Below are 24122 nucleotides of genomic sequence, written 5' to 3' on the forward strand. Positions count from 1 at the left end.
TTCTCTGCTTCGGACGGTCAGTCGGACCCCATCGGGTTGCGGAGCCTGCCGACCCCCTCGATCCAGCTGACGAGGACGTCGCCGGGCGCGAGGAACTTCTGCGGGGTGCGGGCGCCGCCGACACCCGCCGGGGTGCCGGTGAAGATCAGGTCCCCCGGCAGCAGCGGGCAGACGGCCGACAGCCGCACGATCAGCTCCGGGACGTCGAAGACCATGCCGGAGGTGCGGCTCTTCTGGAGCACCTCGCCGCCCTCCAGGGCGCAGCCGATCTCCAGGTCGTCCGGGTCGGGCAGCTCGTCGACGGTGACCAGCTCCGGGCCGGTGGGCCCGAACCCGGGATACGACTTGCCCAGCGAGAACTGCGGTGCGGGCCCGGTGAGCTGGAGCCGCCGCTCGGACAGGTCCTGACCGACCGTCACCCCCGCCACCCGGGACCAGGCCTCCGCGCGGGTGGCCCGGTGGCAGTGCCGCCCGATGACGACGACGAGCTCCACCTCCCAGTCGACCAGGCCCTCCGGCAGCGCGACCCGGTGCTCGTGACCGGTCAGCGAGGTGGGGAACTTGGTGAAGACGGCCGGCTCGTCGGGAACCGTCAGGCCGGACTCGGTGACGTGGTCCCGGTAGTTCAGGCCCACGGCGAAGACCTGGGCGGGGCGGGGAACCGGGGGACCCCACGGAGCTCCGGTGCCGGGTGCCGGGCGCAGCACGGGATCCGGCCGCCCGTCGGCTCCGCCGCCCTCGCCGCCTCCGCCGTCGACGTACCCCCGCGCCCACCCCGCGAAGGCGTCCCAGTCGTCGAAGGCCTGTTGCGGGTCGGGGCCGAACCGGCCGCCGCTCGCCTCGGCGACGTCCAGAAAGCCGTCGGGGCGGCGCAGGACCAGCCGCCCGCCGATGTTCGCCATGCGCATGAGCACTCCCGCGGTCGCGTCGTCGGCTTGCGGGCCCAGTGTTCATCCGCATTCTCTTGAATGCAATAGATTAACGATAATCCGTCGATCTGGCGCTTCGCTGGTAGGGTCGGCGACCATGGCGGGAGTGAAGACGACACGAGCGGCCGCGGTGCACGCGCGGATCCGGGAAGAGATCTTCCAGGGAGTCCTGAGCCCCGGCCGTCGACTGCGCCTGGTGGAGCTCTCGCAGCGCTTCGAGGTCAGCCAGTCCGTCATCCGTGAGGCGCTGACCCGGCTCTCCGAGCAGGGCCTCGTGGTGGCCGCGCCGCAGCAGGGGTTCAGCGTCGTCGCCCTCTCGCTCCAGCACCTGGACGAACTCACCGAGGCGCGCGCCGAGATCGAGTCCATGGTGCTGCGCCTGTCGATCGAGCGCGGGGACATCAAGTGGGAGGCGGCGGCGGTCGCCGCCCATCACCACCTGGTCAACACCCCCGTCACCGGGCCGGACGGCACGCTGAGCGCGGAGTGGTTCGCCGTGCACGAGCAGTTCCACCAGGCCCTGCTCGACGGCTGCGGCAACGACCGTCTGCTGGGGGTCGCCATGAGCCTGCGGGACGCCGCCACCATCTACCGCCGCTGGTCCATCCCCGTCGGGGGCGACTACGACCGGGACGTCGCCCACGAGCACCAGCAGCTGCTCGACGCGGCCCTCGCCCGGGACGCCGCCACCGCGGCCGAACTCCTGGCCCGGCACATCGACCGCACCTCCGCGTCCCTGCGCGCGGTCATCCGGAACGAGACCGCGCAGAGCGACGGGTAGCGGCCGCCGGGGCCCGTGCCGGCCGTACCCGCGAGACCGCCCCGGAGGGTTAGGGGGAGTCGGTCCGGGTCACGAGTTCGGTCAAGGCCTGCCCCAGCGGAAGCTCCACCCGGTGGGCGGCCCAGCGGTCACCGCGGGTGGGGCCCTGGTTCACGATCAGTACCGGAATGCCGGCCTGCGCCGCCTGGCGCACGAAGCGCAGCCCGGACATCACCGTCAGGGACGAGCCGAGCACCAGCAGGGTGGCCGCCGAACCGACGAGATCACGGCACTCGGCCACCCGCGCGGGCGGCACGTTCTCGCCGAAGAACACGACGTCCGGCTTGAGCACGCCGGTCCCGCAGGCCGCGCACGCCACCACCCGGAACGCGCGTACCGCCTCGTCCGCCAGCTCGACGTCGCCGTCCGGATTGACCCGCGCCGCCCGGTGCCGCTCCGCGACGGCCTCGAAACCGGGATTGGCCTCCCGCAGCCGGTCGTCGAGCTCCGCCCGGGTACTGAACCGGCCGCAGTCCAGGCACACCACCCGGCTCAGGCTGCCGTGCAGTTCGACCACGTCCGGCACGCCCGCGGCCTGCTGCAGCCCGTCGACGTTCTGCGTGATCACGCCCGTGACGCGGCCCGACCCGGCAAGCGCCGCGACCGCCCGGTGCCCGGAGTTCGGCCGCGCCCGGGTCATGGCCCGCCAGCCCAGCTGGCTGCGGGCCCAGTACCGCCGCCGTGCGTGCGCGTCGCCGGTGAACTCCTGGAACGTCATCGGTACGTGGTTGCGCCGCAGCGAGCCGTGTTCCCCCCGGTAGTCCGGGATGCCGGACTCCGTGGAGAGCCCCGCCCCGCTGAGGACGACGACGCCGCCCGCGCGCACGGCGGCGACGACCGCGGACAGGTCGCTGGTGGCGGGCGGCAGGTCGCCCTCGGGCTCCCAGGTCAACGTGGGTCGCGTCCTCATGACCGCCAGCTTAGGTACGCACGGGACGCCCCCGCAGCCCGGGCGCTCCGGGGCCCGCGCGCCGGGCCCGCCCCGGGGCGGGCGGAAGTGGCTGATCTCTTTCCTCTGTGACGGAGCGGACACGCGTCGCGGCGACGGGTGCGGCGAAGCGGCGTGCTTGGATGGCCCGAGCTCGTACGACGATTCGCCCTCCTTCCCGGCACGGCCGGGCCGCCGGGGATGCCGGATCCGCACGTACGGCCCTGAACTGGGGAAAGACGGCCGCCGGGAAGCGCGGGCGGGGATGGAGGAACGCGTGGGGGCGGGCGATCTCGCTGATCTGCTGCGGGAGTTGAAGGAACGCTCCGGGCTCAGCTACGGGGTTCTGTCGAAGCGGCTGCACGTCAGCACGTCGACGTTGCACCGGTATGTGAACGGCACCGCCGTGCCGACGGAGTTCGCGCCCGTCGACCGGCTCGCGCGGCTGTGCAGGGCGACGCCGCAGGAACTGGTGGAGGTCCACCGGCGGTGGATCGTGGCGGACATGGGGCGGGGCCGACGGGCGCCGGCGCCGCCGAACCCGGACACAGACACGGCATCGGACCCGGACACGGCACCGGACACAGACACGGCGTCGGACCCGGACACGGCACCGGACACGGCACCGGACCGTGACCCGGCGAGCGGTCCGGACTCCGGAGTGGGCCGGGGGACGGAGCTGGAACCTGGCCCGGAGCTGGACCGCGCTACAGAGGTGGACCGCGATACGGAGCTGGACGGCGATACGGAGCCGGACCGCGACACGGAGCTTGCCCCGGGCGCCGACTTCGGTACCGACTACGACACCGGCTCGGAACGGCCCGTCCGCTCGCGCCGCCGCATCGTCCTCGCCGCCGTGGCCGTGGCCGCCGTGCTCGGCTCCGTGGCCCTGACGCTCGGCCTCCTGCCGGACAACGGCGGCAGGCACAACACCGGCAGCGCCGCCGACAGCAAGCCGTCCGCGTCCTTCGAACTCCCCACCGGGAAGCCGGAGAACGACCGCGGCAAGGAGGGCGACGAGAAGACGGACAAGGGCGGCGACGGGCACGAGGGCGACGACCGGGACGGGCGGGAGGAGAACGGCACGGGCCGGACCGAGGAGAAGCCCTCGGGCGGCGGCGCGCGGGACGGCGACTCCGGCTCGGCCGAGGGCACTTCGCGCCGTGCCCCCGTCACCGTCTCCGTCGAGCCGCAGTACTGGGGCTCCCCCTGCGGGCGCCCCTACCTCATCGACCGCTCCCCGGACCGGCTGCCCACACCGCCGCCCGAACAGGACGCGGACAGCTGGGTGACCGCGTTCGGCGCGGTCTCGGCCGGAAAGCAGTACGTGAAGTTCACCGTGCAGGGGACCGGCAAGGAGACCGTCGTCCTGGAGGCGCTGAACGTCCGGGTGGTCGGGCGGCGGACGCCTCCCGACTGGATCAGTTACAGCATGGGGTTCGTCGGCGCCGGCTGCGGCGGCGACGTGCGCGAGCACGTCTTCGGCACCGGCCTGGATTCCGGACAGCCCACCCTCGTACCCGAAGGGGACTCGTTTCCTTTCAAGGTGAGCGAGAGCGACCCCGAGGCGTTCATGGTCGACGCGCGCGCCCATTCCCACGACGTCCGCTGGTACTTGGAGTTGAAGTGGTCCAGCGGGACCCGGCGCGGCACGATCGCGATCGACGACAAGGGGAATCCGTTCCGCACGAGCGGCGACCCGCACAATACGACGTACGGCTATTCCCTGGAGAAGAAGACGTGGGTGCGGACGAAGCGGGAACCGAACGGCTCCGAGAGCGAGATCGAGGAGTAGCGCGGCAGGCAGGCCGCACGAAAAGGTGCCGTCGGAAGTGACCCGGGGCACCTGCACAGTCCGCGGATCCCGGGGTACACGAGCCTGGGGAACACATGACGAGGACGGGGTGGGGGAAAGATCCTCCCCCTGGACCCGTGCGACGGATATCGACGCGGCATTACCCTCCTCGGGCAGAGCGGCGAAAGTGGGTGCGGATCACGGGTACGTATTTCTCCACCGAGCCGTGCCCGGTCTGCGGATGTTTCGCCGACGGGCTCTCCAATCGATTTCTCTGCACCGCGTGCGACGCGGTGTGGACGTCCGGCGAACCCCAGTCCGTCATCTGTTTCGGTCCGGTCTCGCTGTTGAGCGGCTTTCCCCTCCGGCCGTACACCAACGGTTCCGACGGCGCGGAGTCCTGAGGTCCACGAGGGCCGCTCTTTGCCGGAACGGCAAGCAGACGTGCGAAAACGGGGGCAGGCGGCGAGGCTGAGGCCCGTTGCCTGAAAGACGGACTGAAGGAGCCCCCATGAGCACCACCGATGCGGTCACGTTCTGGGACGGCGTCTACGCGGCCCGGCCCGCCGCCGACGACCCCCGGCCCAACGCACGCCTCACCGAGACGGTCGCGGACCTGCCGCCCGGCGACGCGCTGGACCTCGGCTGCGGCGACGGCGGCGACGCGCTGTGGCTCGCCCGCCGGGGCTGGCGGGTCACCGCGGCCGACGTGTCGGCCGTCGCCGTCGAACGCCTCACCGGCCTGGCCGCCGCCCGTGGCCTCGGCGACCGGATCGACGCCGCACGGCACGACCTGGAGGCGACGTTCCCGCAGGGCGCCTTCGACCTGATCTGCGCCCACTACCTGCAGACGCCCCTCGACCTCGACCGGGCGACCGTCCTGCGCACGGCCGCCCACGCCCTGCGCGTCGGCGGCCGACTGCTCGTCGTCGACCACGGATCGACCGCGCCCTGGTCCTGGAACCAGGACCCCGACCTGCACTACCCGACCCCCCGGGAAGTCCTCGACGGCATCGCCCTGGACCCGTCCCGCTGGACGGCCGACCGGGCGGAGGCGTCCGCCCGCACGGCGACCGGGCCCGACGGGAGCACCGCCGAGGTCATCGACCACGTGATGATCGTGCGCCGCACGGCCTGAACCGGCACCGCGTCAGGAGACACCATGTCCACCACTCTCCGCGGCCGACGACGCGACACCCCGCCGCCCCGCACCGGCAGCAGCGAGACCGAGGTACTGCGCGGCTTCCTCGACTACCTGCGCACCTCGGTCGCCGCCAAGGTCGAGGGCGCCCCCGAACCGCAGGTCCGTGAGGCCGCGGTGCCCTCGGGCACCAACCTCCTCGGCCTCCTGAACCACCTGACCTCCGTCGAGCGCGCCACGTTCCTCGGCGACCGGGTCACCGACTGGCAAGGCACGTTCCGGGCCGCGCCGACGGACACCGTGGCCGAGGTCGTCGGCCGCTACCGCGAAGCCGTCGAGCAGGCGGACCACGTGCTGGACGGATGCACGGACCTCGCCGCCCCGCTGCCCCGCCCGCGTCCGGACGCGGCCGCGCCCAGCGTCCGGTGGGCCCTCACCCACCTGATCGAGGAGACCGGTCGGCACGCCGGTCACGCGGACATCCTGCGCGAGCTGATCGACGGCTCGACAGGACGCTGAGGGACGCTGAAGGACAGTGACGGCGAAGCCGCTGGTGCCCGCCGCGCGAGCTGGTCACACTGGGAGTCCGGACATCAGGACCAGAGCCGGTACGGCCCCGGCCCGGGCAGCGCGCCCGGGACGCGGGCCGGCCGGCGCCACGCGTCAGGAGATGGTCGCACCATGCCCGAGCACACCCCGGCCACCGCGCCCGACCCCGGGCTCTTCGGCCCGGCGTCGGTGACCTGGCAGGCGCACTCCGACCCCATGATGTGGGTCGCCGGGATCCGGGCCCTCTACCTCCAGGCCCTGCACCCGCGCGCGGTCCGCGGCGTCATGGAGAACTCCGACTTCCGCAAGGACGCCTGGGGCCGTCTCCTGCGCACCGCCCACTTCGTGGGCACCACCACGTACGGCACGACCGAGGTGGCCGAGATGGCGGGCGCCCGCGTGCGGAAGATCCACACCATGCTCAAGGCCACCGACCCGGAGACCGGCGAGCGCTACGGCGTCGACGAACCCGAGCTGCTGCTCTGGGTGCACTGCGCGGAGATCGACTCCTACCTCCACGTGGTACGCCGCTCCGGGTTCCGCCTCACCGACGCGCTCGCCGACCGGTACGTCGACGAACACCGGCAGAGCGCCCGCCTCGTGGGCCTCGACCCCGCCGACGTACCCGCGTCGACCGCCGAACTCGCCGCGTACTTCACCGCCGTACGCCCCGCACTGACCGCCGGGGCCGACGCCCGCGCCGTCGACGACTTCCTGCAGCGCCCGCCGACCCACCCCCTGCTCGTCCCGGCCCGCGCCCTGCTGTGGCGCCGGGTGGCGAACCTGGCATACGCCAGCCTGCCCCCGTACGCCCACGAGCTGTACGGCAGGGCGGCGCCCGCGCCCGCCACGGTCACCCGCAGGCTCGCCCTCACCGGCACCGTCCTGCGCCGCGTCCCCTCGCGGGTGCGCTGGCAGCTCCCGCCCAAGCACATCCTGAGCGCCGTCGCCCGGCTCGGCCCCGACAGCCGTCCGGCCCCGTACAAACTCGACAGACGGGACGCCATACTGGACGGGCCGGGGAGGGCGCAGCGAGGCGACGGGGGCGACAGCGGGAGATGGCGGACACCAGGCTGATCCAGAGCCGATACCGGCTCCTGGAGCTGATCGGCCGCGGCGGCATGGGCGAGGTGTGGCGGGCGCGCGACGAATCGCTCGGCCGCCAGGTCGCCGTCAAGTGCCTCAAACCGATGGGGCCCCAGCACGACCCGTCCTTCACCCGTGTCCTGCGCGAACGCTTCCGCCGCGAGGCACGCGTGGCGGCCGCCCTCCAGCACCGCGGCGTCACCGTCGTGCACGACTTCGGCGAGTACGAGGGCGTGCTCTACCTGGTGATGGAGCTCCTGGAAGGGCGCAATCTGAGCCAGCTCCTGGAGGACAACCGGCAGCACCCGCTGCCCGTCGCCGACGTCGTGGAGATCGCCGAGCAGGTCGCGGGCGCCCTCGCGTACACCCACGAACAGGGCATCGTGCACCGCGACCTGAAACCCGCGAACATCATGCGGCTCGGCGACGGCACGGTGAAGATCTGCGACTTCGGCATAGCGCGGCTCGGCGCCGACATCGGCTTCACCTCGCGCCTGACCGGCACCGGCATCGCGATGGGCACCCCGCACTACATGTCGCCCGAGCAGATCGGCGGCGAGCCCGTCGACCAGCGCAGCGACCTCTACTCCTTCGGGTGCGTGCTGTACGAGATCGCCACCGGGGCCCCGCCGTTCGACCTGGAGGACGCCTGGGCGGTCCTGGTCGGGCACCGCGACACCGCACCCCGGCCGCCCCGCGAACACCGCGGCGAGCTGCCCGAGTACGTCGACCGGATCGTCCTCGACCTGCTCGCCAAGGAGCCCGGCGGCCGGCCGCGGGACGCGCGCGAGCTGGTGCGCCGCATCGCCGCGGGCCGCACCACGATCGGCTACGTCCCGACCGTCGTCACGCCTTCCGTACGCCGCGCCGACCCGCCCCCCGCGCACGAGCCGCGCCTGCCCTCCTGGACCCGCGGCATGACCACCGGGCACAAGGCGGGCGGCGCCTCCGTGCTGCGCACCACCCCGCCCGACGCGGCGGCCGGCCTGACCGGCGAGTGGATCCCGCGCGCCGACGCCCGCCGCACCCCCGCCCCGCGCCACCCCGAACGGCCCGCGCCGTCCGCGGAGTTGGTCGCCACCCTCACCAGCCGCCACAACGCCGGGCTGAGCCTGGGGCGGCTCGGCCGCTGGGCGGAGGCGGGCGAGGTGCACCGCTCGGTCGCCGCCGAGCGCGAGCACGCGCTCGGCCCCGACCACCCCGACACCCTCGCCAGCCGGTACGAGGTGGGCTTCACGCTCAGCCGCACCGGCCGTGCCGCCGACGCCCTGCGCGAGTACGAGCGCGTCGCGCAGGGGAGGGAGCGGGCCTTCGGCCCCGACCACCCCGACACCCTCGCGGCCCGCCAGGAGATGGCGTATGTGATGGGCCAGCTCGGACGGCACTTCGAGGCCCACCAGGCGTACACCTCGGTGCTCGCCGCCCGCGAGCGCGCCGCGGGACCCGACCACCCCGACACGCTGCGCTGCCGCCACAACCTCGCGTACAACCTGAGCCGTCTCGGCCGGCTGGAGGACTCCTACCGGCTGGCCGAGGAGGTCGCGGCGGCCCGCGCGCGGGTGCTCGGGCCCGCCCACCCCGACACCCTCGTCACGCGGTACGAAGTGGCGTACGCGCTCGGGCAGTTGGGCCGCTGGCCGGAGGCGCTGCGGACCTACCGGGAAGTCGCCGACGCCCGGACGCGGGCGCTCGGCGCCGACCACCCGGACACCCTGGCCGCCCGCTACGAGGTCGGCATCAGCCTCGGCAGGCTCGGCCGCGGCGGCGAGGCCCTCGAGCTGTACCGCGACCTGATCGACGACCGGACGCGCGTCAACGGCCCGGCCGACCCCGAGACGCTCCGGGCCCGCCACGGACTCGGCGTGAACCTCGGGCGGCAGGGCCGCTGGGAGGAGGCGCTCGCCGAGGCCCGCGACGTGTGCGCCATCCGCGAGCGGGTCCTCGGCGCCGACCACCCCGACACGCTGGTGAGCCGCCGCGAGGTCGCCGTCGGCCTCGGCTGGCTCGGCCGCTGGGCGGACGCGCTCACCGAGTACCGCCGGGTCGCGGCGGCCCGTGAACAGGTCCTGGGCGCCGACCACCCGGACGCCCTCGCCAGCCGCAACGACGAGGCGCACTGCCTGGAGCAGCTAGGCCGGGGCACCGAGGCCGTCGAGCTCTACCGCCGGGTGGCGGCGCTGCGCCGGGGCCGGGCCGACGGAGGGCAGTGAGTACGGTTGATCAACCGTAGGCCCGACACCTGGAGTTCGTGTGCGCCCCTCCGAAGCCCCTGCCGTCAGCGAGATCACCGTCACGGACCGGCAGGCCGGTCCCTACGGCATCACGACGGGACCGGACGGTGCCCTGTGGATCACCCTCGTGCACGCCGGTCGTATCGCCCGCCTCGACGGCGCGGGCTCCCTGCGGGAATGGGCCCTGGACGCACCGGACTGCGGCCCCACCGTCATCGCCGCGGGCGGTGACGGGGCGCTCTGGTTCACCCGCTACCAGGACCATCGCATCGGCCGCATCACCGTGGCGGGCGAAACGGAGAGCTTCGCGCTGCCCACGCCGGACAGCGGGCCCTTCGGGATCGCCCCCGGTCCGGACGGCGCGATGTGGTTCACCGAGATGAACACCGACAGGATCGGCCGCATCACCGCCGACGGGCAGGTGGGCGAGTTCCCCCTGCCCGTCGAGGGAGGCTTCCCCTCGGCGATCGTCGCGGGCCCGGACGGCGCGCTGTGGTTCACCCTCAACCAGGCGAACGCGATCGGCCGCATCACCGTGGAGGGCGACGTCACCGTGCACTCCCTCCCCACCCCGGACGCGGCTCCCGTGGGCATCGCCAGCGACGGCGTGGCCCTGTGGTTCGTCGAGATCGGGGCGGGCCGGGTCGGCCGCATCACGGTGGACGGCGACATCCAGGAGTTCCCGCTGCCCGATCCCGCCGCCCGGCCGCACGCCATCGTCGCGGCGGGCGCCGGGGACTGCTGGTTCACCGAATGGGGGGCCAACCGGGTGGGCCGGGTCACCGCGGACGGCGACATCACGGAGTACGACCTGCCGACCCCCGCGTCCGAACCGCACGGCATCACCGTGGGTCCCGACGGCGCCCTCTGGGCCGCCCTCGAAACGGGAGGGCTCGCGCGGGTGGCGCCCTAGCCGCAGACACCTTCCATGTGTGGTCACGACACGCCCGGATCCCGCGCTTCTTGTGAAAGTAAAGCGAGATTCGAGTGTTTGTGTGATCGCGGTGTGAGCACACGGTGGCCAGGAGGTCGATAACAATGTTTCCCCTGATTCTGGTTCTTCTGTTGGCCCTGCTCCTCTTCGGTGCGGGCTTCGCGCTCAAGGCGCTGTGGTGGATCGCGGTCATCGTGCTCGTGGTGTGGCTGCTGGGCTTCGTGATCCGTCCCGCGGCGAGCGGTGGCCGAAAGGGTCGTTGGTACCGGTGGTGACCCGCCCCGCCGGCCCGGCCGGCGTACGTGTGGCAAGAGGTTCCACCTGCCGTGAAGGAGAGCGGGGAGTCGTGCGTGTGCGTGTTCGCTTCACGGGTAACCGCAGGGGCAGCGTGGGCCGAAATTCGGGCTTGAGCTGATGAGGGGCGGAGGAATGATCACCATGATGGCGCAGAAGCAGCTGCAGGGCAGGGACGTTTCGGTCGGAGGGGACCTGGTCGAGCGTGCCTATCGGGACCCCTCGTCGATCGCGCCGCGGGATGCGCGAGAGGTCGGCAAGCGGTTCTTCGAGCGGCTCGCGGGACTCGAGGAGGGCACGCGCGAGCACCAGTACGTGCGCAACTGCCTGATCGAGATGAACCTCTCCCTGGTGCAGTACGCGGCCTCCCGTTTCAAGCACCGCGGCCCGCAGGAGATGGAGGACATCGTCCAGGTCGGCACGATCGGCCTGATCAAGGCGATCGACCGGTTCGAGCTGACCCGCGAGGTCGAGTTCACCTCTTTCGCCGTGCCCTACATCACCGGTGAGATCAAGCGGTTCTTCCGCGACACCACCTGGGCGGTGCACGTGCCGCGCCGCCTCCAGGAGGCGCGGATCGAGCTGTCCAAGGCCACCGAGGAGCTGCGCACCCGCCTGGACCGCTCGCCCACCACGGCGGAGCTCGCGGAACTGATGCAGCTGGACCCGTCCGAGGTCGCCCAGGCGCAGATGGCGTCCAACGGCTACAACGCCACCTCGCTCGACGCCACGGTGTCGTCGTCCGCCGACGAGTCCGACACGGCGCTCGCCGACTTCATCGGCTTCGAGGAGACCTCGTACGACCTCATCGACAACTTCCACTCGCTGGCCCCGCTCATCGCGGACCTGGACGAGCGGGAGCGCACCATCATCCATCTGCGGTTCGTGGAGGAGCGCACGCAGCAGCAGATCGGCGAGGAGCTGGGCTGCTCGCAGATGCACGTCTCCCGGCTGATCAGCCGGGTCGTGGGCAAGCTCCGCGCCGGCCTGATGGCGACGGACTGACGCCCACGCGGGCGACCCCTTCCCCGTGATGTCCGACGGCCCGTCGGACCATGCCCCGGCGGCCGGTCCGGCGGGCTTCGTGGCGTGCGGAAGCGCCACGCCTGTCCGGAACGACCGGGGCCCGCCCCCGGGCCCTCGTGCTAGGAAGAGCCATGCCCGATCGTGATGCGTACGACGCCGTCATCGTCGGCGGTGGCCACAACGGTCTTGTCGCCGCCGCCTACCTCGCCCGCGCCGGGCGGTCCGTGCTGCTCCTTGAGCGCCTCGGCGGCACCGGCGGCGCCGCCGTGTCGAGTCGGCCCTTCCCCGGCGTCGACGCGCGGCTCTCCCGCTACTCGTACCTGGTCAGCCTGCTCCCCAAGAAGATTGTCCGGGACCTCGACCTGGACTTCAGGGTGCGCACCCGGACCGTCTCCTCCTACACCCCGGCCGAGCGCGCGGGCCACCCCACCGGGCTGCTCGTCGGCGGCGGCGAGGCCCGCACCCGGCAGGCGTTCGCCCGGCTCACCGGCAGCGAGCACGAGTACGACGCGTGGCGCGCCTTCTACGCCATGACCGGGGAGGTCGCACGGCGTGTCTTCCCCACCCTCACCGAACCGCTGCCCACGCGTGGCGCACTGCGCGAGCGCGTCGCCGACGACACCGCGTGGCGCACCCTCTTCGAGGAGCCGATCGGCGCCGCGATCGAGGAGCGCTTCGCCGACGACCTGGTGCGCGGCGTCGTCCTCACCGACGCCCTCATCGGTACCTTCGCCGACGCCCACGACCCGTCCCTGCGGCAGAACCGCTGCTTCCTCTACCACGTCATCGGCGGCGGCACCGGCGACTGGAACGTGCCCGTCGGCGGCATGGGCGCCCTGACCGCGGCCATCGCCGAGTCGGCACGCCAGTCGGGCGCGGTGCTGCGCACCGGGTGCGAGGTGACGGCGATCGCCTCCGACGGCCGGCGCGCCGAGGTCAGGTACGCCGCGGAGGACGGCGAACGGACCGTCGGGGCACGCCACGTGCTGGTCAACGCCTCCCCGCAGGCCCTTGCCGGGCTCCTGGGCGAGGAGCCGCCCCCGCCCGCCGAGGGCGCCCAGTTCAAGGTCAACATGCTGCTCACGCGGCTGCCGAAGCTGCGCGACACGTCCGTCGACCCGCACGAGGCCTTCGCCGGGACCTTCCACATCGCCGAGGGGTACGACGCGCTCGGGGCCGCCTATGCCCAGGCCGCCGCGGGCTCCCTGCCCGCCGCGCCGCCGTCCGAGATCTACTGCCACTCGCTCACCGACCCGACGATCCTCGCCCCCGACCTCGTCGAGAGCGGTCATCAGACCCTGACCCTCTTCGGGCTGCACACCCCGGCCCGCCTCTTCGCCGGGGACAACGACGCCGTACGCGCGGACCTCCTCGATGCCACCCTCGCGCAGCTCGACGCGCACCTCGCCGAGCCGATCGCCGACTGCCTGGCCCCGGACGCCGAGGGGCGCCCCTGCATCGAGGCGAAGACCCCGCTCGACCTGGAGCGGGACCTGCGGCTGCCCGGCGGCAACATCTTCCACCGCGACCTGGCCTTCCCCTACGCCCAGGAGGACACCGGCCGCTGGGGCGTCGAGACCCGGCACGCGAACGTCCTGCTCTGCGGCGCGGGCGCGGTGCGCGGCGGAGGCGTCAGCGGCATCCCCGGGCACAACGCGGCGATGGCCGCACTGGGCGAGTAGCGCCGTCGGGAGGGCGGCGGCCCGGCACCCCGCACCAATCAACCCCGCACCAATTACCTGACACTGCATCAGAAAATCTCTTCCCTCGGCCGGGCCGCTGCGGCATCCTGCGCCCATGCAGACGGAGTTGAGCAAGAAACTCGGAGTCGAGCACGCCATCTTCGGCTTCACGCCCTTCCCGGCGGTGGCCGCCGCCATCAGCAGGGCGGGCGGGTTCGGGGTGCTCGGCGCGGTCCGCTACACGGCACCCGACGAGCTGGCCAGAGACCTCGACTGGATGCAGGAGCACGTGGACGGCAAGCCCTACGGGCTCGACGTCGTCATGCCCGCCAAGAAGGTCGAGGGCGTCAGCGAGGCCGACGTCGAGGCGATGATCCCCGAGACGCACCGCCAGTTCGTCAGGGACACCCTCGCCAAACACGGCGTGCCCGAACTCGCCGAGGGCGAGGCGTCCGGCTGGCGCATCACGGGCTGGATGGAGCAGGTGGCCCGCAGCCAGCTCGACGTCGCCTTCGACTACCCGATCAAACTCCTCGCCAACGCGCTCGGTTCACCCCCGGCCGACGTGATCCGGCGCGCCCACGACCACGACGTCCTCGTCGCGGCCCTCGCGGGCAGCGCCCGGCACGCGCGCAAGCACGCCGACGCGGGCATCGACATCGTCGTCGCCCAGGGGTACGAGGCGGGCGGCCACACCGGTGAGATTGCCTCCATGGTGCTCACCCCCGAGGCCGTCGAGGCGGTGGCCCCGCTGCCCGTGCTGGCCGCCGGGGGCATCGGCAGCGGACAGCAGATCGCGGCCGCCCTCGCGCTCGGCGCGCAGGGTGTCTGGCTCGGCTCCCTGTGGCTCACCACCACGGAGGCCGACCTGCACTCACCCGCCCTCACACGCAAACTGCTCGCCGCCGGATCCGGGGACACGGTCCGCTCCCGGGCCCTCACCGGCAAGCCCGCCCGCCAGTTGCGCACCGAGTGGACCGACGCCTGGGACGACCCGCAGGGCCCCGGGACGCTGCCCATGCCGCTGCAGGGACTGCTGGTCGCCGAGGCCGTCTCGCGCATCCAGAAGCACGAGGTGCAGGAACTGCTCGGCACCCCGGTCGGACAGATCGTCGGCCGGATGAACAGCGAACGCAGCGTCCAGGCCGTCTTCGACGACCTGACGCGCGGCTTCGAGCGGGCCGTCGACCGAGTCATCCGCATCGCGGAGAGGGGAAGTCAGTCGTGAGCACACCACCCAACGGCTTCTGGGCCCAGGCCACGGCCGATCCCGGCCGTACCGTCCTGGTCGCACCCGACGGCGAGGAATGGACGGCGGGCCGGCTGCACGGCGCCGTCAACCAACTGGTGCACGGCCTGCGGGCCGCGGGCCTCGAACGCGGCGACGCGTTCGCCGTCGTCCTGCCCAACGGCGTCGAGTTCATCGCCGCCTATCTCGCCGCCTCCCAGGCCGGGTTCTACCTCGTCCCGGTCAACCACCACCTGGTCGGCCCCGAGATCGCCTGGATCGTCGCCGACTCCGGCGCCAAGGTGCTCATCGCCCACGAGCGGTTCGCGGACGCGGCGGTCGCGGCGGCCGACGAGGCGCGGCTCCCGGCGAGCCACCGCTACGCCGTGGGGGACGCGCCCGGCTTCCGCCCGTACGCCGAACTCCTCCACGGACAGAGCGAATCCGCGCCCGCCGACCGCACCCTCGGCTGGGTCATGAACTACACCTCGGGCACCACCGGCCGCCCCCGCGGCATCCGCCGCCCGCTCTCCGGCAAGCTCCCCGAGGAGTCCTACCTCGGCGGCTTCCTCGGCATCTTCGGCATCAAGCCCTTCGACGACAACGTCCACCTCGTCTGCTCGCCGCTCTACCACACGGCCGTCCTGCAGTTCGCGGGCGCCGCCCTGCACATCGGCCACCCCCTGGTCCTGATGGACCGGTGGACGCCCGAGGAGATGCTGCGCCTCATCGACGCGCACCGCTGCACCCACACGCACATGGTCCCCACCCAGTTCCACCGTCTGCTCGCCCTGCCCGAGCGGACACGGGACGGGTACGACGTGTCCTCGATGCGGCACGCCATCCACGGCGCCGCGCCCTGCCCCGACCACGTCAAGCGCGCCATGATCGAGTGGTGGGGGGAGTGCGTCGAGGAGTACTACGCGGCCAGCGAGGGCGGCGGCGCGTTCGCCACCGCCGAGGACTGGCTCAAGAAGCCGGGCACCGTCGGCAAGGCCTGGCCCATCAGCGAGCTGGCCGTCTTCGACGACGACGGGAAGCGGCTGCCGCCCGGTGAGCTCGGCACCGTCTACATGAAGATGAGCACCGGCGGATTCTCGTACCACAAGGACGAGTCGAAGACGAAGAAGAACCGCATCGGCGACTTCTTCACCGTCGGCGACCTCGGCATCCTCGACGAGGAGGGCTATCTCTTCCTGCGCGACCGCAAGATCGACATGATCATTTCGGGCGGGGTCAACATCTACCCCGCCGAGATCGAGTCGGCGCTGCTCACCCACCCCGCGGTCGCGGACGCCGCCGCCTTCGGGATCCCGCACGACGACTGGGGCGAGGAGGTCAAGGCCGTCGTCGAGGTGGCCGAGGGCCATGCCGCGGACGACGCCCTCGCCACCGAGATCCTCGCCCACTGCGAACGGCACCTCGCGGGCTACAAGCGCCCCAAGAGCGTCGACTTCATCGACGCGATGCCGCGCGACCCGAACGGCAAGCTGTACAAGCGGCGGCTGCGCGAACCGTACTGGGCGGGGCGCGAGCGCGCGATGTGACACCGGCGGGCCGCGGGTCCGCCGACACCACGGGCCGGGCCCACCGCGTGGCGCGCGGTGGGCCCGGCCCGTGGCGGGCGGGCGGTGGCGCCGGATCAGCGCCGCTCGCGCACCCGCACCACCTCCAGCGCCGGATCGCGCAGGATGTCCTTCTCGCAGAAGCGGGACGTCACCCAGCGCTCCTTCGCGTACAGCTCCGTCTGGTCGCTGTAGTGCGGCGAGCGGGGGTTGGAGGACTGGGAGTACGTCAGGAGCGTGCGGGCCTCCGGGCAGCCGCTCTTGTCCCAGCCGACCGCCTGGATGTGACTCGAACCGTGCGCGACCTCGGTGTAGCCCTTGGTCGCGTCCCAGGTGGGCTCGACCTTGTTCCACACACCGAGTGACTCCGTACCGCCGGAGACCGGCAGGCGCCGGTCGCCGCGCACCACGTACTGGTTCTCGCCCAGCGGCGCGTCCACCGCGATGCCCGCCGCGGTGAGCTCGGTGACGGCGTCGGCCAGCGCGGTCCCGAAGGCCGGCCGCGAGGTGTCGAGGGTGTGCGGCGTGCGCACCGGGTCGGCCGCCGAGAACGGCACCTTCCACAGCTGCGCGTTCGGCACCGCCGCCGTCAGCTTCCGCCAGAAGCGGTCGAAGAGCAGCGCGCCCCGGCTGTCGCTGTCCATCCGGTGGTCCCAACGGGCCAGCGCCCGGCAGGCCTTGGACACGTCGACGGCCTTGCCGCCGCTGTTCGTCGCGGTGCCGCCCGGCAGCGCCGCACAGGCCTCGGCGGTGTCGGCGCCCGCGAGGTCCGCGGCGGGCACCCGGTTCGCGAACTGCTGGCGCTGCAGGTCACGGACCGTCAGCCGGCCCTTGTCCGCCATCGCCGCCACGTCCTCGATCGCGCCCCGGGTGCGCATCGAGCGCTGCGTGCCGATCGTGCCGAAGATCCGCTCGTAGCCGGTGACCGGCCGGTCGGCGTTGGTCAGCCACGCGCTGTCGTTGGAGTTCTCCGCGTACGGGGCGTCCTTGACCGTCGGCATCCGCGACGGCCCGAAGATGCCCGGCTGCACCGCGTCCTTGTCCGAGCCGAGGGCGCATGCGCCGCGCGACCCGTCGAGCACGGCCACACCCGCCGAAGGATAGGTGACCTTGCCGAGCGGCGTGCTGCACCGCTGCGCCAGGTCGTCGGTGATCCGGGGGAGCACCTGGGACTGGCTGAGCAGCGAATGGCCCCCGCGGTCGGCGGCGACGGTGTTCACCCAGGGCAGCCCCTGGGTGTCGCGCAGGGCCTTGAGGACGCCCGCGGTGGAGCGCGCCTTCCCGAAGCCCAGGTCGGTGTCGCTGCCGCGCAGGTTCACGGCGTTCGGGTCGTTCAGCGCGTACGCCGTGGTCGAGGACCAGGGCAGTGGCAACTGGGCGCCCAGACCGGTGACGACGGGTCCGTAGCGGGTCCACCACTGGGTGCGGGTGACCGGCTTCCCGCCCTTGACCGGCACCGTGACCGTGCGCTTGGTCATCCTCCGCGGCTTGCCGTCGACGAGGTAGGTCGTCGGGTCGGCCGGGTCCAGGGTGAGCTGGTGCAGGTTCAGGGTGACCCCGGTCGCGACGGTGTGGCTCCACGCCACATCGCCGTTGAAGCCGATGTTCACCACGCTCGTGCCGAGCAACGACCCGCCGGACACGTTCAGTTCGCCGGGAATGGTCTGCTGCGACTGCCAGAACCTGCGGCCGCCCTGCCAGGGGTAGTGCGGGTTGCCCAGCAGCAGCCCCCGGCCGTTCGCCGTGGTCTTCCCGCTGAACGCGACGGCGTTGGAGCCCATGTCGGCGTCCTGCGCGGAGAACAATTCGCGGGCGGCCTTCGCCGTGGCCTTCGGGTCGACGCCGCGGTCCTTGGCCGTCGCGCCCGGCGGGGCGGCGGCCGTGATGCCGTCGATGGCCCGGCCCTGCCCGCCGAGCACCTGCACGGCGAAGCCCTGCCGTGCCACGTCGAGCGCCGAGATCGGGCGGACCCAGTCCGCCCCGGCGCACGCCGGGTCGGTCACGCGGTTCTGCTTCAGCCAGGCGTTGTAGCCCGCGGCGAAACCCCGCATGAGGGTCCGGGAGGTGCGGCTCGGCCCCGCGGGCGCGGGCTCGGCCAGGAGCTTCTCCACGGTCCCGGCCTCCCGGACACCGCGGAAGTACAGGTCGCTGCCGAGGTTCGTGGACGCGGACGACAGGGCGCCGCCGGGATTGCCCTCGGCCCCGAAGTGGCGGGACCGTTCGCCGCGGACGGTCACATAGCCCTCGGCGAGCGTGCACACCTGGTCGGCGGCCTGCGCCCAGCCGGTGCCGAAGCCGAGGTTCTCGTAGTCCTTGGCGAGGATGTGCGGGATGCCGTACTGGGTGTAGCGGATGGTGGCGTGCAGGCCGCCGTCGGACGGGCGGGTGTCCCGGGGCGCGGCCCCCGCGCCCGACGACGGCAGCAGGGCCACCGCCGTCAACAGCGTGATTCCCACGCCCGCCGTACGTCTCGTGCGGATGCGCATCGTGCCTCCCAACTGGGGTTCGGGAAGGAGCGGTTGAGCGTACCAAGCGGTTGGTCATTTTCGCCGTCCCTTGACCGGGCGGCCACCGGGACCCAGGATCACGGCATGACGGGTGCGGGTGGCAACAGGGTCGACGACGTCCTCGCGCGCAGTGCGCGCCGGACCCCACGACGGGTGGCGCTGCGCTACGGCGAGCGGGTGTGGACGTACGCCGGGCTCGATGCCGCGGTGACGCGGGCCGCCGGGTTCCTCCTCGGGGAGCGGCTGGCCCACGGGGACCGGGTGGGGGCCTACGGACACAACTCCGACGCCTACCTGATCGGTTTCCTCGCCTGCTCCCGGGCAGGGCTCGTACACGTGCCGATCAACCACCACCTCACCGGCGACGACCTGCGCTACATCGTCGAACAGTCCGGCAGCGCCGCCGTCCTGGCCGACCCCGACGTGCGGCACCACCTGCCGGACTCCGCGCGAGTGCTGCCGCTGCGCGGCACGACGGGTTCGCTCCTCGATTACGCAGAGCGGCAACGCCCTGGCGAGCACGGCGAGCACCCCGCAGAACGGGAACACCCCGGCGAGGCGCACGCCGTCGCCGGCCCGGACGACGGCGAGGGACTCGCCCAGCTGCTGTACACCTCCGGCACCACCGCCCTGCCCAAGGGCGCCATGCTCACCCACCGCGCCCTGCTCCACGAGTACGCCAGCGCGATCACCGCCCTCGACCTCAAGGAGACCGACCGGCCCGTCCACTCGCTGCCGCTCTACCACTCGGCGCAGATGCACGTCTTCCTCATGCCCTACCTCGCGGTGGGCGCCGAGAACACCCTCCTCGACGCACCCGACGCCGAGCGGATCCTCGACCTCGTCGAGGCCGGGAAGGCGGACAGCCTCTTCGCACCGCCCACCGTGTGGATCGGCCTCTCGCACCACCCCGGCTTCGCCACCCGTGACCTCGGGGCGCTCCGCAAGGCCTACTACGGTGCGTCGATCATGCCCGTGCCGGTCCTGGAGCGACTGCGGTCCCGGCTGCCCGGGCTGGCCTTCTACAACTGCTTCGGACAGAGCGAGATCGGCCCGCTGGCCACTGTCCTCGGACCCGACGAGCACGAGGGGCGGATGGACTCCTGCGGCCGGCCCGTCCTGTTCGTCGAGGCACGCGTCGTCGACGAGAAGGGCCGGGAGGTGCCGGACGGCACCCGGGGCGAAGTCGTCTACCGCTCACCGCAGTTGTGCGAGGGCTACTGGGACAAGCCCGAGGAGACCGCGGAGGCCTTCCGCGACGGCTGGTTCCACTCGGGGGACCTCGCGGTGCGCGACGAAGAGGGCTACTTCACCGTCGTCGACCGGGTCAAGGACGTCATCAACTCCGGTGGTGTCCTCGTCGCGTCCCGGCAGGTCGAGGACGCGCTGTACACGCACGCGGGCGTCGCCGAGGTGGCGGTGATCGGGCTGCCGGACGAGCGCTGGGTCGAGGCCGTCACCGCCGTCGTCGTCCGCGGCGACGACCACCTCACCGAGGCCGAACTCATCGGCCACGCCCGCGAGAAGCTCCCCCACTTCAAGGCACCCAAGCGGGTCCTGTTCGTCGACGAACTGCCGCGCAACGCGAGCGGGAAGATCCTCAAGAGGGAACTGCGGGACCGCTTCGGGCGGGCGTGACCCCGGCACGGGACAGCGCACCCGCCCTCGGACCCATGTTCCGGCGCGCCGCACATTGACGGTGGTCCACCCGGGCGCGACGGTGGCCGCAGCGCTGCCGTGGTGCGGGCGAGCGCTGCGTCATGTCCGTCACGGGGGAGGGGACACCATGCCCGAGCACACCGGCGAGCGACCGCCCCGGGCCGCCATCCTGGTCGAGTTCCAGCAGCGCGGCGGCGTGCGCCAGGTCGCCCTGAACGCCCCCGAGGCGATGGCCCAGTCCGCGCGGGCCGTCGACCAGGCCATGGAGACGATCCGGGCCATGGCCGAACGCGTCCGCGGCACCGTCGCCCGGATGGACCTGCGGCCCGACGGCGTCGAGGTCACCTTCGGCATCAAGTTCGACACCGAGGCGGGCGCCGTCATCGCCAAGGCGGGCGTCGAGGCCTCGGTGAGCGTCACCCTGCGCTGGGGGGCCGGTGGCCAGACATGAGCCACGGCACGTCACGGCGGCCCCCGCCCCGGGTCATCCTCCAGGACATCCGCGAGTTCACCGTGCAGATCAGGGACCCGGCGAGCGGCCGGATCGTGGGCACCGGCGTGGTCATCTCGCGCGGCGGGATCGTCGCCACCTGCGCCCACGTCGTCCGCGCGTGCGGCGTCGAACCGCTGGCCAGCAGGGAGGCGCAGGTGGAGGTGTACTTCCCCGCCGTCAACCACCGGTCGCGGCTCTCCGAGGTGCGCCCGGCGTGGGTGGCGGCCGCCTTCACCGACAGCGAGGACGACCTGGTCTGCCTCCAGGTGGAGGGCGACCTGCCGCTGCCCGCCGACCGGGTGGCCGTGCTCGGCACTGCCGTCGAGTCCCAGTGGAACTCCTTCCGCAGCTACGGCTACCGGCAGTTGGAGGGCTACATCGGGGCCTGGGCGCGCGGGGTGATCCTCGGTGAGGTCGAACCGCCGGTGGGCCGGCACCTGCTGCTCGACCCCGTCCAGCTGGAGTCCAGCCAGATCGACGCGGGCATGAGCGGCGCGGCCGTCCTCGACATCGAGCGCAACCTGGTCGTCGGCGTCGTCTCCGAGACCTGGATCGCCGAGACCGTGACGGGCAAGGACCGGGACACCGCCTGGGCGGTCAACGCCCAGGTCCTCGACTTCTCTCCGCTGCGCGTGGACCTGCGCTCCGACTCCCTGCCGCTGGCCGCCGCCGAACCCGCCCGGGTGAAACCGGACCTGCTGGGGCGGGCCGCGCGGGTGCCCGCCGGACGGCGGATGGACTCGGCGCCCGTGCCCCTGCCCGAATGGGTCGGGCGCGACACGCTGCTCGACGAACTCGACCGGGCCGCGGGCGACGACGAATCCCTCGTGGTCGCCCTCGTGGGGTTCGGCGGAGAGGGCAAGAGCAGCCTGGCCAGGCGCTGGGTGGACCGGGCCACCGGCGGCGGTGCCGACGGCACCTTCAGCGACGTCTTCTGGTGGAGCTTCACCGAACGCGCGAGCGCCGACGACTTCTTCGAGGCCGCCCTGGAGTTCGTCAGCGGCGGCCGCATCTCCTCGGGCGAACTGCCCGACGGCCGCGCCCGCGCGGAGAGCGTGGCCGCCCTCCTCGAACTGCGGCCCTTCCTCTTCGTGCTCGACGGACTCGAAGTCATGCAGCACCAGACCGGCGACTACTACGGCACCCTGCGCAGCGCCGACCTGCACGACTTCCTCACCTTCTTCGCGACGCCCGGACACCGGTCCTTCTGCCTGATCACCACCCGGGCGCCGGTCCTCGACCTCGTGCGCTACGTGACGTGCCAGCAGGTCGACGTCCCCCCGCTGTCACTCGCGGCCGGCACGCGACTCCTGCGCAAGCTGGGCATCGACGGTCCCGACAGCTCCCTGGAGCGCCTGGTGCGGGACTGGGAAGGGCACGCCCTCACCCTGAGCCTGATCGCGGCGATCCTCACCAAGCGCCACCAGGGCGAGATCCGGCGGGTCGCCTCCCTGCCCGCCCCCGACCCCTCCCTCTCCCGCGACCAGCAACTGCGCCAGGTCCTCCTCGACTACGACGCCTGCCTGTCCGACGCGGAGCGCTCCTTCCTCACCCGCTACAGCGTCTTCCGCGTCGCGGTGCCCGACGAGGCGCTGCGCCACGTCCTGCCCGAGCGCCCCTGGGAGGAGGCCGACACCGAGTGGCAGCAGGCGCGGACCGTGATGTTCCAGCACCTGCTCGCGGCCCGCATCCTGCGCCGGGACGTCGCGGGCCGCACCAGCATGCACCCCCTGGTCCGGGACTTCTTCGAGACCCGCGCGACGGACCGGGAGCAGCGCCGCGCCCTGCACCTGCGGGCCATGCGCTACTTCCTGGGCACCACCGACGAGCCGGAGCGGCGGCGCACGCTGGAGGAGCTGGAGCCGACCGTCGAGGCCATCCACCACGCGTGCGGCGGCGGTGACTACGAAGCCGCCGGAAACCTCGTGCACGCCGTCCTGTACGCGGGGGAGCGCGGTCTGATCACCCGCGAGCTGGGGGCGTACGAGACGGCCCTGTCGGTCTTCGGGGAGTTCTACCCGGACGGCGAGCTCATGCGGCTGCCGCTGATGCGGGACAGCGCCTCACGGGGCTGGGTCCAGCACGAGGTGGCGACCTGCCTGCAGATGCTCGGGCGGCTGCGCGAGGCGGGCGTCGCCACCCGGCGCGCCATGCAGGCGTTCAAGGCCGTCGGGGCCTGGCACGACGCGGCCGTGAGCTGCCAGAACCTGGCCGAGCTCTACCTCAGCCTGGGTGCCCTGCCGGCGTGCGGCGCCATCGTGACCGAGGCGTTCGCGCTGGCGGAACGGTCGGCGGACCAGGAGGACGTGCTCGTGGCCGAGACGCTCAAGGGCGCCCTCGCCCACTTCGAGGGCCGCACCGAAGAGGCCGGCCGCGCCTTCGCCGAGGCGCTGCGCATCGCCCGCGAGCACACGCCGATCCCCGCCCTCTACAGCAGCAGCGGCACGCGCTACGCGGAGCACCTGCGCAGGCTCGGGCAGGACGACGCGGCCCGCCGGGTCCACCGGACCAACCTGACGGTGTGCCGGGCGGCGGGGTGGCGCGGCGACGAGGTGAGCTGCCTGGTCGGCCTCGGCGACCTGGCCCTGGACCGCGGCGACGCGGCGGCGGCCCGCCGGGCGTACGACGAGGGGCTGCTCCTCGCCCGGGGCATCGCCCGGCGTGACGTGCTGATCCGCGCGATGCTGGGCGCGTGCCGCTGGGAACTGCGCTTCGGAACGCCCGGTACCGTGCCGGACGTCCAGCTGGCCCCCGCGCTGCGGATGGCGGTCGCCGACGGCTACCGCATCGCCGAGATCGAGGGCCGCATGCTGCTGGCCCAACTCCACCGCAGGTCGGGCGAGAACGAGTCGGCATGGGCCGAGCTGGCGCTCGCCGAGCAGATGAGCGTGGAGATCGGCTACCACTGGGGGCAGCACGACGTGCGGGCGATCCTCCGGGAGCTGGGCGGGGAGGGCGGCGGCTGACCGTCAACCCGCGGACGCGGAATCGCCGCCCCCGTCCGCGCCCCCGTTCCCCTGTCCACCCCCGCCGTCCTCGTCCTCGCCGTCCGCCTCGCCCTCATCCTCCGCTTCCTCGTCGCCGAGCTGTCGGGCGATGCTCTCCAACAGGCCCGGCGGCAGGCGGCCGTCGATCGCGGACGCCGTCCAGTGCGCCGCCTCGTCGCCGTCGTGTGCGGGATCCTGCCCCGGTTGCTCCGACACCTCGACCTCCCTGGCCCGTGCCGCACGTCCAGTGTCGCGCACGGGCCCCACC

Annotated in this window: 19 protein-coding genes; 15 read left to right on the forward strand and 4 right to left on the reverse strand. The window is 72.9% G+C overall.

The window, feature by feature from the left end:
* Positions 1–17 precede the first annotated feature (17 nt).
* Positions 18–908 carry a fumarylacetoacetate hydrolase family protein gene (locus ACFYXE_RS10080; protein WP_389310859.1) on the reverse strand — a complete coding sequence of 297 codons (891 nt, stop codon included), beginning with the start codon at positions 906–908 and terminating at the stop codon, positions 18–20.
* Between the two features lie 118 nt (positions 909–1026).
* On the opposite strand from ACFYXE_RS10080, the gene ACFYXE_RS10085 reads away from it, so the two are divergent.
* Entirely contained in the window at positions 1027–1710 is a 684-nt protein-coding gene (locus ACFYXE_RS10085) for a GntR family transcriptional regulator (RefSeq protein ID WP_361174086.1), read from the forward strand.
* Positions 1711–1759: 49 nt separating this feature from the next.
* Here the strand turns inward: ACFYXE_RS10085 and ACFYXE_RS10090 are convergent, their stop codons facing one another.
* Positions 1760–2659 (reverse strand): NAD-dependent protein deacetylase, encoded by a 900-nt coding sequence (locus tag ACFYXE_RS10090; RefSeq protein WP_389310862.1) that lies wholly within the window; start codon positions 2657–2659, stop codon positions 1760–1762.
* A gap of 295 nt (positions 2660–2954) precedes the next feature.
* Here ACFYXE_RS10090 and ACFYXE_RS10095 point away from each other — a divergent pair, with 295 nt between their 5' ends.
* The 11 genes from ACFYXE_RS10095 to ACFYXE_RS10145 all read left to right on the forward strand — a co-directional run bounded on the left by ACFYXE_RS10095 (position 2955) and on the right by ACFYXE_RS10145 (position 16190).
* Positions 2955–4472: a helix-turn-helix domain-containing protein gene (locus ACFYXE_RS10095; RefSeq protein ID WP_389310864.1), complete on the forward strand. Its 1518-nt coding sequence runs from the start codon at positions 2955–2957 to the stop codon at positions 4470–4472.
* 511 nt (positions 4473–4983) lie between these two features.
* Positions 4984–5610, forward strand: a complete 627-nt coding sequence (locus tag ACFYXE_RS10100) for a methyltransferase domain-containing protein (RefSeq protein WP_361174094.1) — start codon at positions 4984–4986, stop codon at positions 5608–5610.
* 24 nt (positions 5611–5634) lie between these two features.
* On the forward strand, positions 5635–6132 hold the full coding sequence (locus tag ACFYXE_RS10105) for a DinB family protein (protein ID WP_389310866.1): 498 nt from the start codon (positions 5635–5637) through the stop codon (positions 6130–6132).
* Between the two features lie 162 nt (positions 6133–6294).
* Positions 6295–7239 (forward strand): oxygenase MpaB family protein, encoded by a 945-nt coding sequence (locus ACFYXE_RS10110; RefSeq protein ID WP_389310868.1) that lies wholly within the window; start codon positions 6295–6297, stop codon positions 7237–7239.
* Positions 7221–9458, forward strand: a complete 2238-nt coding sequence (locus ACFYXE_RS10115) for a tetratricopeptide repeat protein (RefSeq protein ID WP_389310870.1) — start codon at positions 7221–7223, stop codon at positions 9456–9458. Before ACFYXE_RS10110 ends, ACFYXE_RS10115 begins: the two co-directional genes overlap by 19 nt.
* Positions 9459–9498: 40 nt before the next feature.
* Positions 9499–10392, forward strand: coding sequence for a virginiamycin B lyase (locus ACFYXE_RS10120; protein ID WP_389310872.1), 894 nt, complete (start codon positions 9499–9501; stop codon positions 10390–10392).
* A gap of 125 nt (positions 10393–10517) precedes the next feature.
* Positions 10518–10688, forward strand: a complete 171-nt coding sequence (locus tag ACFYXE_RS10125; protein WP_361174109.1) for a hydrophobic protein — start codon at positions 10518–10520, stop codon at positions 10686–10688.
* 154 nt (positions 10689–10842) lie between these two features.
* Entirely contained in the window at positions 10843–11712 is an 870-nt protein-coding gene (locus ACFYXE_RS10130; RefSeq protein ID WP_361174112.1) for a SigB/SigF/SigG family RNA polymerase sigma factor, read from the forward strand.
* Between the two features lie 152 nt (positions 11713–11864).
* Positions 11865–13415: a phytoene desaturase family protein gene (locus ACFYXE_RS10135; protein ID WP_389310875.1), complete on the forward strand. Its 1551-nt coding sequence runs from the start codon at positions 11865–11867 to the stop codon at positions 13413–13415.
* 115 nt (positions 13416–13530) lie between these two features.
* Positions 13531–14643 carry an NAD(P)H-dependent flavin oxidoreductase gene (locus ACFYXE_RS10140; protein WP_389310877.1) on the forward strand — a complete coding sequence of 371 codons (1113 nt, stop codon included), beginning with the start codon at positions 13531–13533 and terminating at the stop codon, positions 14641–14643.
* Positions 14640–16190 (forward strand): acyl-CoA synthetase, encoded by a 1551-nt coding sequence (locus ACFYXE_RS10145; protein ID WP_389310879.1) that lies wholly within the window; start codon positions 14640–14642, stop codon positions 16188–16190. The genes ACFYXE_RS10140 and ACFYXE_RS10145 overlap by 4 nt, the downstream gene beginning before the upstream one ends.
* 95 nt (positions 16191–16285) lie before the next feature.
* Here ACFYXE_RS10145 and ACFYXE_RS10150 read toward each other — a convergent pair whose 3' ends face one another.
* Complete coding sequence (locus ACFYXE_RS10150; RefSeq protein ID WP_389310881.1) at positions 16286–18694, reverse strand: penicillin acylase family protein; 2409 nt, start codon at positions 18692–18694, stop codon at positions 16286–16288.
* A gap of 105 nt (positions 18695–18799) precedes the next feature.
* Here ACFYXE_RS10150 and ACFYXE_RS10155 point away from each other — a divergent pair, with 105 nt between their 5' ends.
* The 3 genes from ACFYXE_RS10155 to ACFYXE_RS10165 all read left to right on the forward strand — a co-directional run bounded on the left by ACFYXE_RS10155 (position 18800) and on the right by ACFYXE_RS10165 (position 23833).
* Positions 18800–20353, forward strand: a complete 1554-nt coding sequence (locus tag ACFYXE_RS10155; RefSeq protein WP_389310883.1) for an acyl-CoA synthetase — start codon at positions 18800–18802, stop codon at positions 20351–20353.
* Positions 20354–20501: 148 nt separating this feature from the next.
* Positions 20502–20825 (forward strand): CU044_2847 family protein, encoded by a 324-nt coding sequence (locus tag ACFYXE_RS10160; RefSeq protein WP_361174130.1) that lies wholly within the window; start codon positions 20502–20504, stop codon positions 20823–20825.
* A complete protein-coding gene (locus tag ACFYXE_RS10165) occupies positions 20822–23833 on the forward strand; it encodes a trypsin-like peptidase domain-containing protein (RefSeq protein ID WP_389310885.1) in 3012 nt (1003 codons plus the stop codon). The genes ACFYXE_RS10160 and ACFYXE_RS10165 overlap by 4 nt, the downstream gene beginning before the upstream one ends.
* Positions 23834–23836: 3 nt before the next feature.
* Here ACFYXE_RS10165 and ACFYXE_RS10170 read toward each other — a convergent pair whose 3' ends face one another.
* A complete protein-coding gene (locus ACFYXE_RS10170; RefSeq protein WP_389310887.1) occupies positions 23837–24070 on the reverse strand; it encodes a hypothetical protein in 234 nt (77 codons plus the stop codon).
* Positions 24071–24122: the final 52 nt, after the last annotated feature.

This window comes from Streptomyces sp. NPDC002564, from assembly GCF_042889645.1.
Lineage (GTDB): Bacteria > Actinomycetota > Actinomycetes > Streptomycetales > Streptomycetaceae > Streptomyces.